At 71.8% G+C, this 15021-nt stretch carries 12 protein-coding genes and 1 pseudogene; 8 read left to right on the top strand and 5 right to left on the bottom strand.

Annotated elements, in window-relative coordinates; all coding sequences use genetic code 11:
- Window positions 1-39: 39 nt before the first annotated feature.
- Both Dvina_RS00160 and Dvina_RS00155 read right to left on the bottom strand, forming a co-directional pair.
- Window positions 40-2832: a tetratricopeptide repeat protein gene (locus tag Dvina_RS00160; protein WP_223100350.1), complete on the bottom strand. Its 2793-nt coding sequence runs from the start codon at window positions 2830-2832 to the stop codon at window positions 40-42.
- Entirely contained in the window at window positions 2822-4582 is a 1761-nt protein-coding gene (locus Dvina_RS00155; RefSeq protein WP_223100349.1) for an HSP90 family protein, read from the bottom strand. The genes Dvina_RS00160 and Dvina_RS00155 overlap by 11 nt, the downstream gene beginning before the upstream one ends.
- A gap of 88 nt (window positions 4583-4670) precedes the next feature.
- Between Dvina_RS00155 and Dvina_RS00150 the strand changes: the two genes are divergently transcribed.
- From Dvina_RS00150 to Dvina_RS00140, 3 genes are all read left to right on the top strand, one after another.
- The gene (locus tag Dvina_RS00150) at window positions 4671-5537 is read left to right on the top strand and encodes an ADP-ribosylglycohydrolase family protein (RefSeq protein ID WP_246655933.1); all 867 of its coding nucleotides are present in this window, start codon (window positions 4671-4673) and stop codon (window positions 5535-5537) included.
- Between the two features lie 207 nt (window positions 5538-5744).
- Complete coding sequence (locus Dvina_RS00145) at window positions 5745-8138, top strand: glycosyltransferase (protein ID WP_223100345.1); 2394 nt, start codon at window positions 5745-5747, stop codon at window positions 8136-8138.
- Complete coding sequence (locus Dvina_RS00140; protein ID WP_223100343.1) at window positions 8128-9078, top strand: glycoside hydrolase family 130 protein; 951 nt, start codon at window positions 8128-8130, stop codon at window positions 9076-9078. The genes Dvina_RS00145 and Dvina_RS00140 overlap by 11 nt, the downstream gene beginning before the upstream one ends.
- 24 nt (window positions 9079-9102) lie before the next feature.
- Here the strand turns inward: Dvina_RS00140 and Dvina_RS00135 are convergent, their stop codons facing one another.
- Window positions 9103-9984, bottom strand: coding sequence for a sulfurtransferase (locus Dvina_RS00135; protein WP_223100341.1), 882 nt, complete (start codon window positions 9982-9984; stop codon window positions 9103-9105).
- A 37-nt stretch (window positions 9985-10021) separates the two neighbouring features.
- On the opposite strand from Dvina_RS00135, the gene Dvina_RS53935 reads away from it, so the two are divergent.
- On the top strand, window positions 10022-10405 hold the full coding sequence (locus Dvina_RS53935; protein WP_246655932.1) for a hypothetical protein: 384 nt from the start codon (window positions 10022-10024) through the stop codon (window positions 10403-10405).
- 171 nt (window positions 10406-10576) lie between these two features.
- Here Dvina_RS53935 and Dvina_RS55615 read toward each other — a convergent pair.
- Window positions 10577-10780 (bottom strand): annotated as a pseudogene (locus Dvina_RS55615) (site-specific integrase); the annotation flags it as partial.
- A 581-nt stretch (window positions 10781-11361) separates the two neighbouring features.
- On the opposite strand from Dvina_RS55615, the gene Dvina_RS00125 reads away from it, so the two are divergent.
- From Dvina_RS00125 to Dvina_RS00115, 3 genes are all read left to right on the top strand, one after another.
- A complete protein-coding gene (locus Dvina_RS00125; protein ID WP_223100337.1) occupies window positions 11362-12363 on the top strand; it encodes an SEC-C domain-containing protein in 1002 nt (333 codons plus the stop codon).
- Between the two features lie 106 nt (window positions 12364-12469).
- Window positions 12470-12838 (top strand): metalloregulator ArsR/SmtB family transcription factor, encoded by a 369-nt coding sequence (locus Dvina_RS00120; protein WP_380031338.1) that lies wholly within the window; start codon window positions 12470-12472, stop codon window positions 12836-12838.
- A complete protein-coding gene (locus Dvina_RS00115) occupies window positions 12835-13308 on the top strand; it encodes an SRPBCC family protein (RefSeq protein ID WP_223100335.1) in 474 nt (157 codons plus the stop codon). Before Dvina_RS00120 ends, Dvina_RS00115 begins: the two co-directional genes overlap by 4 nt.
- 29 nt (window positions 13309-13337) lie before the next feature.
- Here the strand turns inward: Dvina_RS00115 and Dvina_RS00110 are convergent, their stop codons facing one another.
- Window positions 13338-14108 (bottom strand): SGNH/GDSL hydrolase family protein, encoded by a 771-nt coding sequence (locus Dvina_RS00110; RefSeq protein WP_223100333.1) that lies wholly within the window; start codon window positions 14106-14108, stop codon window positions 13338-13340.
- 79 nt (window positions 14109-14187) lie between these two features.
- On the opposite strand from Dvina_RS00110, the gene Dvina_RS00105 reads away from it, so the two are divergent.
- Window positions 14188-14943, top strand: coding sequence for an arginase family protein (locus tag Dvina_RS00105; RefSeq protein WP_223100331.1), 756 nt, complete (start codon window positions 14188-14190; stop codon window positions 14941-14943).
- Window positions 14944-15021 lie beyond the last annotated feature (78 nt).

The following is a 15021-nucleotide window of genomic DNA, read 5'->3' as shown; positions in this document are numbered from 1 at the left end:
TACTGAACGAGCGTTAAGTTCGTCACTGCGGCAAGTTCGTCACTGCTGCAAATACTGCGCCCTGATCTCCTCGGCCTCCTCGGAGCGCCCCTGGGCCTCCAGCGACTCGGCAAGCATCCAGGCCGAGTTGTGCTCAAGCTGCGATCCGCGGGGCACCGCCCCGAGCACCGACCGCAGCCGCGCCTCGGCCGCGGCCGGGTCCCCGGCCCGCATCAGCGCCTCGGCGTGCAGGAAGTCGGCGTCGAGCGCCTCGCTGAGCGAGCCGATCGCCCGGAGCGCGTCGGCCGCGCTCGCCGATCGGGTGGCCGCCTCGTCGAGGCTCCCCGCCCCGATGTGGACGCGGGCCGCGTCGCAGTCGAGCATCGCGCGCTGCCACACCAGCCAGGGCTCGGCCGGATCGACGGTGGCGTCGAGCGAGCGGGACAGCGCGTCGGCCTCGGCCAGGGCGCTCAGTGAGCCCGGCACATCACCGGCCCAGCGCAGCGACAGGGCCCGCAGGCGCCGGGTGAACATCTCGGACTGGATGTCTCCGGCCGCCCGGTAGGCCTCCGCCGCGGCCGCGAACCGGTCCGCCGCCTGCGCGTCCCGGTCGGCCTCGTAGAGCAGCTGGGCCGCCTCCTGCAGCATCCGGCCGCGCGCGGGCAGGTTGTCGAACCCGTCCAGGTTCGTCGCGAGCGTGTCCAGCAGGCCGAGCGCCAGATCCAGCTCGCCCAGCTCGCGGTAGACCCGGGACAGCAGGTATCGGGTCTGGTCGGCCTGCTCCTGCGCGCCGGCCCGGTCGAGGGCGTCGATGGCGCTCTCCGCCGCCTCGGCCGCGTCGCCGGGCTGGTCGGCCCGGTAGTAGGCGGCGGCCAGGTCGTATCGCAGCAGCGCGGCCGGACTGTCCTCGCCGTGGGCCACGTGGTCGGCCACGGCCTCGACCAGGTCGTCGATCGCGTCGGCGGGGTGCTCGGCGGCGAGCCGGGAGCGGGCCCGGCCGACGAGGGCGGAGAGCCGGTACATGCGCTCGTTGGCGAGCCCGAGCGCCTGACTGAAGCCCGCTGTGGCGTCGTCGAAGCGCTCGAGGTTGCCAAGCGCGTGGGCCCGGACGAGAGCCGGGATCGCCGCCGCGGGCGGGGAGCCCAGCTCCGCGTATAGCCGCAGCGCCTCGTCGCCGGCCGCGACCGCCTCCTCGTGCCGGTCGAGCATCAGCAGGAGCCGAGCCCGCCGGGCCTCCAGCTCGGCCCGCAGGGTGGCCCGGGCCGGCTTCTCGGCGAGCGCGGCCTCGACGGCGGCCAGCGCCTCGTCCGGCCGCTCCAGCCGCAGGTACGCCGACTCGGCCCGCATCCGCGCCTCGGCCCGCACGTCGGCGTCGTGCGCGGCCTCCGGGTGGGCCAGGATGCGCTCGGTAAGCGCGAGGAGGTCGGCCAGCATCTGCTCATCGGCCTGACGGGAGAGCACGGCGCGGGACTCGGCGCCCAGCGCCTTGAGCTCGTGGCCGAGCGCCCGGTGGGCCTCCGCCGTCGCTCGGAACAGGCCCTCGGCCTCGGGTCCGCCGTCGTCGCGGATGGCGGCGAGCCGGGCCCGGCCGTCGAGGCGGCGCACGCCCAGCTCGGCCGGCGGCTCGGGGTGCAGCTCGTCGAAGCGCGCGAACGCGGCTGCGGCGGCCTCGATCCGATGCTCGTGATACAGCGCCCAGGCCCGGTCCATGAGCGCCCCGGCCTCGGCCGGCAGCTCCTCGACCGGCTCCGGGCGCACCGTGGCCGGCGTCTTCTGCCGGGCCACGGCGCTCAGCGGCAGCTGCTCGACGAGCGGCGGCGCGGCCAGCAGCGCCTCGATCCGGCCGGAGACCGCGGCCGAGCCGTTGCGCTCGTCGAACTTGGCGGCCCAGTCGCGGGCCCGGGCGGCGAGCCGGTCGCCGAGCTCACCGGCTGTCGAATCCCCGAGCGGCAGCCCACGGTCGAGCCGGCCGAGCAGCAGGGCCGAGGCGGCGGCGAACCACATCTCGGCCTGCGGGCTGGGCGAGCGCTCGAGCCACGGCAGGTGCCGCTGGACCATCTCCAGGCCCCGGGTCTCGTTGCCGGTCCGCGCGCAGAACTCGATGTGGTCGGCCACGGTCTGCATGTCGGCGAGGTTGCCGCGCAGCTTCCGATACGCCTGCCGGTGCGCGTCGGCCGCCTCGGTCAGCCGCCCGGTCCGCACATACGGCACCATCAGCGACGTCAGGATCGACTGCGGCTGCTCCACGCAGGTGAGCCGGCCGGCGAGGACCGGCGCGGCCATCGCCACCGCCTCGTCGTCGCGGCCCCGGCTGACCAGGTGGTCGACCTTCGCGCCGGGGTCGCAGCCGGCGCAGTCGCTGTTGTGGTCGCGGGGCGCCGCGCTCCACTTCGCATACCAGTCGTCGGCCGCCGCCGCGTCGCCGACGTGCTCGGCGACCTGGTAGCGGTGCGCGTAGACGGCGTGCAGGCTGTGCCCGCCGGCCCGGAACCGGCGCTCCATGTCGTCGAGCACGTCATAGGTGCGCCCGAGCGGCACGGCGGGAAACTTCAGCAGGCCGTTGACCATGTATTTGAAGTGCCAGAGGAGCAGGTGCTCGTCCTGCTCGTCGAAGCGCTCCGGGTGGGCGTCGTACTCCGAGCGGCACCACGAGAACGTCACGAACGACTTGGCCGTCTCGCCGCCGTGCACGTAGGCGGTCGTCGCGAACAGCCGCGAGGCCAGCCGCAGCTCGTCGTGCCCGCCGGCGTCGGCGTGGGCCATGACCTGCTCGACGAGCGCGATCTGGGCCCCGCCGTAGGGCATCTGGTAGGCCTCGCGCAGCAGCGTCCACAGCTCGTCTTCACTCTTCATGTCCGACCGCCTTGTTGAGCAGGCCCAGGAATGAGCCGTTGAGCAGCGCGGCGTCGGCCGGCCGCAGCGGATGGTGGCCGAGCAGCAGAGCCTGGCCGTAGAGCCCCTCGACCGCGAGCCGGACGAGGTCTGGGTCGGGGATCTCGGTGACCCGCCGCACGAGCGGGTTGCGGTAGTTGAGCACCAGCTGGGAGCGGTCCTGCTCGTCGGTGCGGGCCAGGGCGTCGAGCACGTCGGCCCACACGTCGTCGACGCGCTCGCGGGTGGCCCGCAGCTCGGCCGCGAACGTCGCCGAGCGGCTGGTCAGGTACATCGCCGGCACGCCGGCCGGGTCGAACGCGCGCAGCACGACCTCGCAGCCGAGGCGGTCGAGCGCGCGCTGGGCCAGCTGCACGAAGGGCCGCTTGGCCAGCTCGACCTCGGGCTCGAGCACGTCGAAGGCGGTGCTCAGGTCGCCCGGCTCGACCCGCTCGATGAGCGCGCCCGGCTCGACCTGCGGCAGCCGCTCGATGATCTCGGTGTCGTAGATGTAGCCGGCGTTGACGAGCGCCATGCCCTGCGCCGCCGCGACCGCGCCGATCTGGCGGAACTCGTCGAGCTGGGCGGAGTAGCGGATCAGGCCGTGCTGGGCCCGGAAGTCGGCGAGCGTCATCCGGCCCGCGTTGGTCTCCATCGGCCACCAGCGCTCGACGAGCCGCAGCATCTCGTCGTCGTGCATGGCCAGGGCCTTGACGCCGAGGTGGTGCACGTCGAGGAACTCGCCGAGCCGCCGCGGGCTGCGCCCGGCCAGCTTCATCAGCCAACCCCGCAGCTGGTCGCCGAGCGCCTCGCGGGTCGCCTCCAGCAGCGAGTCCTCGTAGAGCGCCTCACGGCTGGCGGTCGGCCGCAGCTCGCTGGTGTCGATCACGCAGCGGGCGAAGAACGCCCACGGCGGCAGCACGCCCTCGGCGCCCTCGGCCAGCAGCATGCGCTTGAGATACACCCGGTGGCCGGCCCGCGCGGCCGGGTTCGCCGGCGTGGGCAGCACGAACGCGATCCCGGTGAGCCCGGACTCCGGCACCTTGAGGTCGATGACGTCGAAGGGCACGAAGCCGAAGACCTCGCGGCAGTATTCGCTGAGCCTCTCCCGGTTGTGCCACGGAAGCCCGTCTCCGCTGACCGGCACCCCGGCGACCTCGACCCGGAAGGGCAGCATTGACCCGTAGAGCGACGCCAGCTCGACGACTGTGGGGCGGCGCAGCCACTCCTCGGCGTCGCGGCGCGGCACGAGCGTCACCGACGTGCCGACCTCGGCGCGGTGCTGGTCTTCCGTCTGCACGCTGTATCGGCCGTCGGCATAGCCGCGCCACAGCACGGCCGGCCCGCCCTCGGCCCGGGTCAGCACCCGGATCTCGTCGGCGACGAGGAAACAGGACAGCAGCCCGATCCCGAACTGGCCGAGGAAGTCGTGCCGGGCGAACCCGAGGTCGTCGCGCTTGGAGCTGCGCCCGATCGTCGCGAGGAACTGGTGCACCTGCTCCTCGGTCAGCCCGACGCCGGTGTCGTGCACCCGCAGGGTGCCGTCGCCGGTGACGTCGGGCGTGTCGATCCGGATCGCCGCCGGGGCCGCCGGGTCGGCCGTGCGCCGGGCCGTTATCGCATCGACGGCATTCTGCAGCAGCTCCCGGACGTAGACCCGGGGGCTCGCATAGAGGTGGTGACTGAGCAGGTCGACGATGCCGCGCAGGTCAACTTGGAACGTCCGATCCACGCCGCGCACGCTACCCGGTGGGTCCGACATTTTTGTCCCCGATTTCCACAGGATGATCGGGCGGGAACGCGCCCGGTACATTCGGCCCGTGAATCTTGCCGCCGCGTTCGCCAGCCTGACCGGCCTGTCCGTGGGAGACGCGCTCGGCGCCCCGTTCGAAATGAAGCCGCCGCTGCCCGACGGCGCCGCTTTCGAGCTGCCGCCCGCACCCTGGCGCTGGACCGACGACACGGAGATGGCCTGCTCGCTCGTGCAGGCACTGCGGCTTGACGGGCGGGTCGAGCAGCATGCCCTGGCCGACGCGTTCGCCTCGCGGTGGAGCGCCGACCGGGGGTACGGCCGCGGCGCCGTTGCCCTCCTGCAGAGCATCCGGGAGGGCGTGCCGTGGCGTTCGGCCGCCGGGGCCCTGTTCTCGGGGCGCGGCTCGGCCGGCAACGGCGCGGCGATGCGGGTGGCGCCGCTGGGGGCCTACTTCTCGGCCGACCCGGACCTGGCCGCGCGCGAGGCGGTGCTGTCGGCCGAGGTCACGCACCGGCATCCCGAGGGGGTGGCCGGGGCGGTCGCCGTCGCGCTGGCCGCCGCCCACGCCACGGCCGGCCCCGGCGACCTGCTGCGCCAGGTCCTGCACTACCTGCCGCCGTCGGACGTCCGCGACGGCATCGGCCGGGCCACGCGGATCGCGCCGGGCACCGATCCGCGCGAGGCCGCCACCGATCTCGGCAACGGCTCGCACGCGCTGGCGCAGGACACGGTGCCGTTCGCGCTGTGGGTGGCGGCGACGCACCTCGACGACTACGCGGGAGCACTGGAGGCGTGCGTCCGCGCGGGCGGCGACGTCGACTCGATGTGTGCGATCGTCGGCGGGATCATCGCGGCCCGGGTCGGCGTCGCCGGCATTCCGGCCGAATGGATCGGCGCCCGTGAACCGCTGCCCGATTGGTTCCAGAGTTCATGATGACAGTACGTGAGCATTGGTCATCTCCGCAGGCGAATGCACAGATTGACTCCTACGCATGAACTTTCCCGGGTGAGATCGGGCATGACCTGGGGTAGAGCGACATATGCGGCAGTCCCTCATCCCGGCGAATGAAGGTTTTCGGGCGCCGCCGGGGGTAACAATGTGCTCATGCCACACCCTGCCGCGACCTATCGACTCGGTATCGTGTCGACCTATCTGCCTCGCCGATGCGGGCTCGCGACCTACACCGCGGACCTGCGCGAGGCACTGGGTGTCGCCACCGACGACCTGGAATCAGTCGTCGTGGCCATCGACCGTGACGGGCACTCCTACGGCGACGAGGTCGTCGCCACCATCACCCAGGACCGCATCGAGGACTACTCCGCGGCCGCCCGGGTCCTGCGCGACGCCGGTGTCCAGGTCGTGCTGATCCAGCACGAGTACGGGATCTTCGGCGGACCGGACGGCTCGCACCTGCTCGAGCTCACCCGTGCGCTCAACGCGTGCGGCATCCCGTATCTGCTGACGCTGCACACCGTGCTGACCCGCCCGTCGCCCGGCCAGGCCGCCACGCTGCGCGCACTGTGCGCCCGCGCCGCCCGGGTCACGGTCTTCACCGAGACCGCCCGCCGGGTCGCCATCCGCACCGGGATCGCCGCCGGCCACCAGCTCGTGGTGGTGCCGCACGGTGCGCCTGACGTCATGCGCCGCCCGCCCGAGCCGGCCACGCTGCGCCCGGAGCTGCGCGAACTGCTCGACACGGTCCGGGGCAAGCCGACGCTCACGACGTTCGGCCTGCTCAGCAAGGGCAAGGGCATCGACATCGCGATCGACGCGCTGGCCGAGGTCGTGACGAAGCACCCGGAGGTGCAGTACATCGTCGCCGGGACGACGCACCCCGAGATCAAGCGTCAGGAGGGCGAGGTCTACCGGGAGGGCCTGCACGAGCAGGTCCAGCGGCTCGGCCTCAGCGGCAACGTGCACTTCGTCGACGCCTTCCTGGCCCTCGACGAGCTGTCCGCGATCCTGCACGCGAGCACGCTGTTCGTCACGCCGTATCGCCAGCCCGAGCAGATCTGCTCCGGCGCGCTGACGTTCGCCCTGGGTGCGGGCCTGCCCGCGGTCTCGACGTCCTACAGCTACGCCGAGGACATGCTGGCCGGCGGGGCCGGTCGCGTCGTGCCGATCGGCGACGGCGCCGCACTCGCCGCCGAGATCATCGACCTGCTCAGCGACGCCCGGGCCCTCGCCGCGGCCAAGGCCGTCGCCGAGGCGTGCGCGGCCTGGCTGCCGTGGCCGGCCGTCGCCGCCCGCGAGGCGGACCTCGTCACCGACGTCGTGCGCCAGGCCGAGGCGGCCACCGCCCGCCCGGGGCACGCCACCGCGGCCGCGCCGCCGCTGAACCTCGATCACCTCTCGCGGCTCACCGACGAGATCGGGATCATCCAGTTCGCGAGCGGGCCCAACCCGGATGCGGCTTCCGGGTACTGCGTCGACGACGTCGCCCGCCTGGCCATCGTCGCCGCGGACCTGCTCGCGGTCGGCACCGACGCCAAGCAGACGGCCACGGCGACGCGCTGGCTGCGCCAGTCGATCCGGTTCCTGACCGCGGCCTACGACCCCTCCGGGGCCATGCACAACGTGCTGAGCTACGGCGGGACCTGGCAGGACTGGCCACACACGGGTGACCACGTCGGTCGCACTGTCTGGGCCTTGGGGGTACTGGTGGGGACCCCGGCGGTCCCCGACGACATTCGAAGGCCGGCCGCCGCGCTCCTCGACGAGCTCGGCCCGCGCGCCGAGTCGCTCTTCGGGCTCGGGCTGCGCTCGGCGGCCTACGCGCTCATCGGCCTGGCCCGCGCCGGCCGCACCGAACAGGCCGCGCCACTGCTCGCCCGGCTCGACGAAGCCCTCATCGAGACCTCGTCCACCGACCCGGCCTGGCGCTGGTTCGAGGACGAGCTCACCTACGACAACGCCCGGCTGCCCCAGGCCATGCTCCTCGGCGCGGCACTCCTGCAGGACGACGCGGCCGCCGCCCGGGCCCTGGCCGCCCTGGACTGGTACGTCCAGCACGTCGGCCTGGCCGACGGCACCCTGCGCTGCGTCGGCAACAAGTGGCACCGCCGCGGCGCCCACTGGATGGCCGACGACGGCGACGAGCAGCCGCTCGACGCCGCCGCGATCAGCGAGGCCCTCGTCGACGCCTGGCAGCACACCGCCGACCCGCACCACGCGAAGCTGGCCGGCTGGGCATACTCATGGTTCCTCGGCCGCAACCGCGCGGGTGCCCGCATGTACGTCGACGCAACGGGCGCCTGCCACGACGGTCTGTCGGCCACTGAGCCAAATGGGAACCAGGGCGCCGAGTCCACGCTAGCCTATTACCAAGCGCTACTAAGCCTCCTAAGGGCCGGTTTGGCCGCATTGCCGCATCCAGTCGCAGCTACGGCTCCGGTCCCGACCTCCCTGCCGACCACCGCGCTCTCGAAGCCCACGAACAAGGGGCGTGTGGTGGGCCGGGCGTCGGCCGGCTTCGGCGCGACCGCCACACCGCCCCGTCTGCGCAACACGGAGGACCATTCCGATGCACTTTGACGCGGAGCTGTTCCACCGGGAACCAGGCAATCCCCTGCTCGGCGCCGGGGACTTCCCGTATCCGATAAACAGCGTCTTCAATCCCGGTGCCGCGATGCACAACGGCGACACGGTCCTGCTCTGCCGGATCGAGGACCGCCGCGGTATCTCCCACCTGACCGTCGCCCGTTCGAAGGACGGGCGCACCGACTGGGTCGTCGAGGGCAAGCCCCTCATCGCCGACGACCCGACCGACGCCCACAGCTGCTGGGGTGTCGAGGATCCGCGCATCACCTACGTCGAGGACCTGGGCGGATACGTCATCGCCTACACGGCGTACGGCCCGGGCGGCCCCTGCGTCGCCCTGGCCCGGACGGAGGACTTCCAGACCGTCGAGTCCCTGGGCGTCGTCATGCCGCCCGAGGACAAGAACGCGTCGCTGCTCCCGCGCCGCATCAACGGCGACTACGTCCTCTTCCACCGCCCGGTCTCGGTCGTCTCCGCACGCGCCGACGTCTGGCTGTCGAAGTCGAAGGACCTGCGCTCGTGGACGACCCCCGAGCCGGTCATGCAGGCCCGCTCCGGCCCGTGGTGGGACGCCACTCGGATCGGCATGGGCCCGCCGCCGATCGAGACGCCGCACGGCTGGCTCGCGGTGTACCACGGCGTCAAGCAGATGGTGGCCACCTCGATCTACCGCGTCGGCCTGGTCATGCTCGACCTCGACGACCCGACGAAGGTCATCCGTCGTACTCCGAGCTGGGTCCTGGGGCCCGACGCGGATTATGAGCGAGTGGGCGACGTCCCGAACGTGGTGTTCCCGACCGGTCTGGTCCACGACGAGGCCCGCGACGAGCTCCGCATGTACTACGGCGCCGCGGACCTCACGGTGGCCATGGCGTCGGCGCGCTACTCGGAGGTCGTGGACTACCTGGTCTCGCTGCCACCCGAGGACGAGTAGCAGCCTGTCGAGGGACCGCGCCGGCTATCTCGGTGCGGTCCCTTGCACTACCGGGACCCGGACGAGGTTGCCCCACTCGGTCCAGGAGCCGTCGTAGTTGCGCACGTGCTCGTAGCCCAGCAGGTGGGTCAGCACGAACCAGGTGTGCGACGACCGCTCGCCGATCCGGCAGTAGGCGACGACGTCGTCGTCCTTGCCCAGATCGGCGTAGAGCGCGGCCAGCTCGCCGGCCGGCTTGAACGAGCCGTCCTCCCGGGCCGCCTGCTTCCAGGGCCGGTTGACCGCTCCCGGGATGTGCCCGCCCCGCAGCGCCCCTTCCTGCGGGTAGTCGGGCATGTGCAGGAGCTCACCGGAGTACTCGCCCGGCGACCGCACGTCCACCAGAGGCTTGTCGGCCCTGATGTGCTCCAGCACGTCCTCGCGGAACGCTCGGATTCGTGCGTCGTCTCGCGGTACGACCGGGTAGTCCGTCGCTTTGCGCTGTGGCACTTCTTTGGTCAGGTCCCGCCCCTCGGCGACCCACTTGGCCCGCCCGCCGTCGAGAATGCGCACGTCACGGTGGCCGAACAGCTCAAACACCCACAGGGCGTAGGTGGCCCACCAGTTGAAGTTGTCGCCGTAAAACACGATCGTGTCGTCGGCGCCGATACCTTTGGCCCGGCAGAGCGCGGCGAACCCCTCGGCGTCGAGGTAGTCGCGGGTGACCTGGTCGTTGAGCTCGGTGTGCCAGTCGACCTTCACCGCGCCGGGAATGTGCCCGGTCCCGTAGAGCAGCACATCTTCGTCGGACTCGACGACGACCAGCCCGGGCTCGCCGAGGTGAGCGGCGAGCCACGCGGTGGTCACCAGCCGCTCGGGGTGCGCGTACGCCGCGAACTCCGGCGCCGGATCGGAAGCAACAGCCATGGCTTCGACCCTAGCTCTTGGTTTATGTTCTCCAGCCATGCGCGGTCGGTGGTGGGCGGTGATTTCCGTTGCCGCCGTGGCCGTGAGCGCGGCCGCGCTGGTGGGCTACGAATGGTCCGGCCGGTCGGCCGAGGAGCACTTGATCACCGGCTACTTGACCGGGGCGGCGCAGGGCGGCCCGGCGAGGCCGGTGACCTGCCCGGGCAGCAGCCTTCCGAACGCGGCCGTGAAGCGGGTGTGGGCGGGCTCGGCCCCGGTCTCGATCGACGTCCGCTACCGCGAGGACTGGTCGACGCTCGACAACAGCGGCCGCTTCTATGACGTCACAGTCACCGGGCCGAGCGAGCCGCCGACGCTGCTGCAGGTGACCACCCTGGGCCGAATCCGCACCTCCTGCATCGCCGCCGTGACCGGCAAGTAGCGCGTGCGGCCTGGTCTTTTGGGTTAGCCAAGATCCGCCGGACCACATTTCGGTCACCGCCGGGCTCTTTGCCACGCCGCCCCTGATCAGACCTCGTTGCCTTGACCGCTTGGGCCTCCAGTGCACGTAGGTCCCCAGCGTCATGGTGAGCGTCTTGTGCCGCAGCGCCCGCTGGACCTCCTGCGGCTCGACATGCTGCGAGATCAGCGTCGTGGCTAAGAAGTGCCGCAGCGGATGGAGCCGGCGTGCTCGATGTCCGGCCCGGCTGGCCCTCTCCCGCCACCAAATTCTGTCGGTAATCGGATTCCCGTGCCGCGTGGTGAACAACAACGACACCGTCCGCTGACGCGGCTTACCCGATGTGATGTCGAGCATCTCGAGCTCCACCGGCGGAAACGCCTTGATGTGCTCCCGGATTTCTCGGCGACGATCGCGTTCGAGCCGACCGCCCAGACGATCCCGACTTCGGCCCGCTCGGGTAGAAGCCGCCGTGCGTTCTGGGTAAGTGCCACGGTGACTGGATGGCATCGAGCTCCTCTTCCATAACGGTCGGAGCACCACTCACCCCCTCGACGCCGATCGCCTCACTCGGCCGCAGCCCCGCGCCAGCCCCCAGCCAGGCCGGCGCCTCCCACCGCGGCGGGACAAACGTCGAGGAGCCGCACCACCTGGTCCTGTCGGAATCCACTTCGGCGCCGCGGCTCCCCATTGAGCATCTTCGGCCAGGCACACACCAACGCGGAGATTGCCCAGCATGGCCTTGCCTGCGCAGCGGCCGTGCAGATGGCGTCGAGCAGCTCGAAGCACAGCTTGATCGGGGTTTTCGACCGACGTCAGCGTCGGGTCTCGCATGACGGGGGCCTACTCGCGGAGGGTGCCGGCGGGGATTGCCGACCCAGGGCGGGTGAGACGCAGATCAACGGCGCGGGCCGGGGCGGCGGCAGTAGCGTGGCGTTGTGTTGACTAAAGGTGAGCTCACCGGTGCTGAGCTCCGGGAGATTCGGCAGTCCGCGCTCGGCACCGCCGATCCGCTCGGTGTGGCCGCCGGGCTGGCTGAGGCCGTCGATGCGGGGCGGCTGGCCGATCGCGACGACGCCGGGTTTGCGCTGCTCGTGGCGGCCGAGATTGCTGAGAGCCGGTCCAAGCTCGACGCCGCCCTCAAGTACGTCGAGCGCGCCGTCGAAGCCTACGCGGGGCGCGACGACGGCGAGGCGGGAGCGGCTCGGGCGTTGCGGGCCCGGATTCTGTTCCGGGGCGGGCGCGAGGACGAGGCGATCGCCGAGCTCGAAGCGCTGCGGCCGCTGCTCGGGAGCCAGGCCGACGCGCCGGCGTACATCAGCGCGGCGCTGGCGGCCGGCGGGCGGCACCAGGTCGCCGAGGAGTGGCTGACCGAGGCGGTGCGGGTGGCGCTGGCCGAGCGGTCCGCGGACGGGGAGAAGGCCGCGGAGCCGCGCAATCCCGAGGATGCCGGAGTCCTGTTCTTCCTGTTGCAGCAGCGGCACCGGGTCCGGCACATCATCGGGCGGCAGCACGACGCGCACGACAACCTCGCCGAGCGGCTCGAGAGCCGGCTGGCCGTGGCCGGGGCGGCCGCCGGGGCGGAGGCGGCCGACGACCTGCTGTTCTGGCCGCAGGCGGAGTTCGCGCGGCTGGTCGAGCAGTGGCCGGAGCTGACCGAGGCCTACGGCGCGACCTGGGACGAGCACCGCGCGCGGCTCGAGCGGGCGATGGTCCGGGCGCCCGGAGGGACACTGCTCGAAGGCAAGGTGGACGGCCTCGCCGCGTTCGCCGCGAAGAACGACGGCACGCCGGCCGATGCGAAGACGCGGGCCGGGTACGCCGATCGGCTGGCCGCCGGGGCCGGGCACATCGCCTGGCCGCCGGAGCGCAACGGGGCCTGCTGGTGCGGGTCCGGCAACAAGTACAAGAAGTGCTGCCTGCCCCGCTCCCGCGGCTGAGCGAAGCGAGCACCACGAACACGGCGAGGCCCCCGAGGAGCATCTCGGGGGCCTTACCCGTGAGCTCCCATTGCCCGACGCGTAACCCAGAGGTTACGCTTTTGCCGTGACGAGCGTGGACGCCGCCGCCGGAGCGATAGCCGACGAGGTACGGCGGGAGATCCTGCTCATGCTGCGCGACAGGCCACTGTCGGCCGGGGAGATCGCCGACCGGTTCGCGATAAGCCGGCCCGCGGTCAGCCGCCACCTGCGGGTGCTGCGCGAAGCCGGCCTCGTCCAGGACACCGCCGACGGCCGCCGACGCGTCTACGAGCTGGTCACCGGCCCGCTCGACGAGCTGGCCCGCTGGCTGGAGCGGCTCCGGCAGCCCGACGGTTGGCAGCGGCATTTCGACGCCTTGGAGACCGAGGTGTACCGCACCCGCCGCGAGCGCCGCACGAATGAACCCCGAGAGACCCAGGAGAAGACCGCATGAGCCCGACCCCCACCGGACGGCTGTTCGGCAACGATCTCGTCCTCACCCGCACGTTCCGCGCGCCCATCGACGATGTCTGGGCCAGCGTCACCGAGCCGGACCGCACCGCCCGCTGGTACGGAGCCTGGAAGGGAGAGGCCGGCCCGGGGCGCACCATCCAGGTCCAGATGGTGCAGGAGGAGGGGCAGCCCTGGTCGGACATGACGATCGACGCCTGCGAGCCGCCGCGCCGGCTGGCGCTGGCCGCCGGAGAGTGGCACCTGGAGCTGGAGCTGACCGAGAGCGGTGGCGTCACCGAGCTGCGCTTCACCCAGCACCTGACCGGAGCCGAGGGCGCAGGCGTCGAGGACATCGGCCCCGGCTGGGAGTTCTACCTCGACGCGCTGGTCGCCGCGCGCGAGGACGGGCCGAAGCCGGACTTCGACGACTACTACCCGTCGATGAAGGGCTACTACGAGGCGCAGCGATAGACGGGTCCGCGGCGCGGCAAGGGGGCCCGCTACTCGTTGAGGGGAGCCAGCTCGGGCCGCTTGGCCGTGACCCGGTCGCCCGAGGACTTACCGGTCAGCCGGCGCTTCACCCACGGGGCCAGGTGCTGGGTCGCCCACTTCGCGTCGGCGGCCTTGCGCGACATCCACGACAGCTCCTCCGGCGGCGGCGGGGCGGCCAGCCAGTCCGGGTCGCACGCGACGCCCAGCTCGGTCAGGACGTGCGCGGCCACGCGGCGGTGGCCGGCCGGGGACAGGTGCAGGCGGTCGATGCCCCACAGGCGCGGGTTGGCGAACTCCGGGTCGTCCCACAGGCTGACGACGTGGGCGCCGTGCTTGCGGCCGACGTCCTCGATGGCGTTGTTGAGCAGGTCGACGCGGGGGCGGAGCATCTTGCCGCCGGGCATCCGGCCCGAGAGGTCGGCCCAGCGGAACATGACGACGTCGGCGCCGGTGGCGCGCAGCTTCTCGATGGTGCGGTCGAACCTGGCAATGAGCGCGTCGTGCTCGAACGTGCGGCGCATCGCGTCGTTGCCGCCGCCGGCGAAGCTGATCAGGTCCGGCTTCATGGCCATGGCCAGCGGGACCTGCTCGGCCACGATGTTGTCGAACAGGCGGCCGCGAACGGCGAGGTTGGCGTACCGGAAATCCGGACAACCGGTTGCCAGGCACCCCGCCACCAGGTCGGCCCAGCCGCGGTATCCGATCCCGTCCGGCCGAGGATCGTCAAGGCCCTCGGTAAAGCTGTCACCCACCGCCACGAAACTTCCGTACTGCGCCACGTTCGCATCCTGTCAGGGGCCTCCGGCCCACGAAAGCGACTTTGCGCTACACCACACCATTGACGGCTATGTTCGCCCCATGATCTTTGTGCCGTACCACCTCGACGAGCGGCGTGACGGGCTCACGGACGACCTGCCGGCCGGGCCCACGACCACGGTGACCGCCGACCTGCCCGACGGCGACATCTGGGCCCGCCTGGCCACGCTCTACGGCAATGTCGCCGACGCGGTGGCGAAGGAGCCGGTGCCGATCGTGATCTCCGGCGACTGCATGGTGTCGCTCGGCGTGATGGCCGGCCTCCAGCGACAGGGGAACCCGCAAGAAGCGGTGGGCGTGGTCTGGTTCGACGCGCACGGCGATGTGCAGACGCTGGAGACGACGACCTCGGGGTACATCGGCGGAATGCCCTTGCGTCTGCTCGTCGGCTATCGGCCCGAGCTCATCGCCGAGCGGCTCGGCCTGCGGCCGGTCCCGCAGGAGCGGGCGGTGCTCGCCGACGCGCGCGATCTCGATCCCGCCGAGGTCGAATTTCTGGCCGGAGCTACGCTCATGCGGTACGACGTGAATGCAATTCGTCCTCCGGACGGTAAGTTTCTGGTTCACGTGGATCTGGACGTTGTAGATCCGGCGGAACTGCCCGGTTTGATGTTTCCGGTCGACGGTGGACCCACCGCGAGCGCGCTGCTGGCCGCGGTCGGTGCGCTGGTCGCGACCGGGCGCGTGGTCGGTCTGGACGTCGCCTGCACCTGGCGCCCGGACGGTGGAAATGCACGACGGCGGGATTTGATCGCCGCGCTAATTAAGGCTCTGCAAAGCCAGCGCAACGCACCGTGAGTCCGCGAGAGCGGAGTGTGTCGAAAGCCCGCGAAACACCTTCACGATTGGCCGAACGCGTGACCCACGAACCGCTTA

This window comes from Dactylosporangium vinaceum (assembly GCF_019904175.1).
In the GTDB taxonomy this organism is placed as follows: Bacteria; Actinomycetota; Actinomycetes; order Mycobacteriales; family Micromonosporaceae; genus Dactylosporangium; species Dactylosporangium vinaceum.
This window is presented reverse-complemented; position numbering and strand designations above follow the sequence as displayed.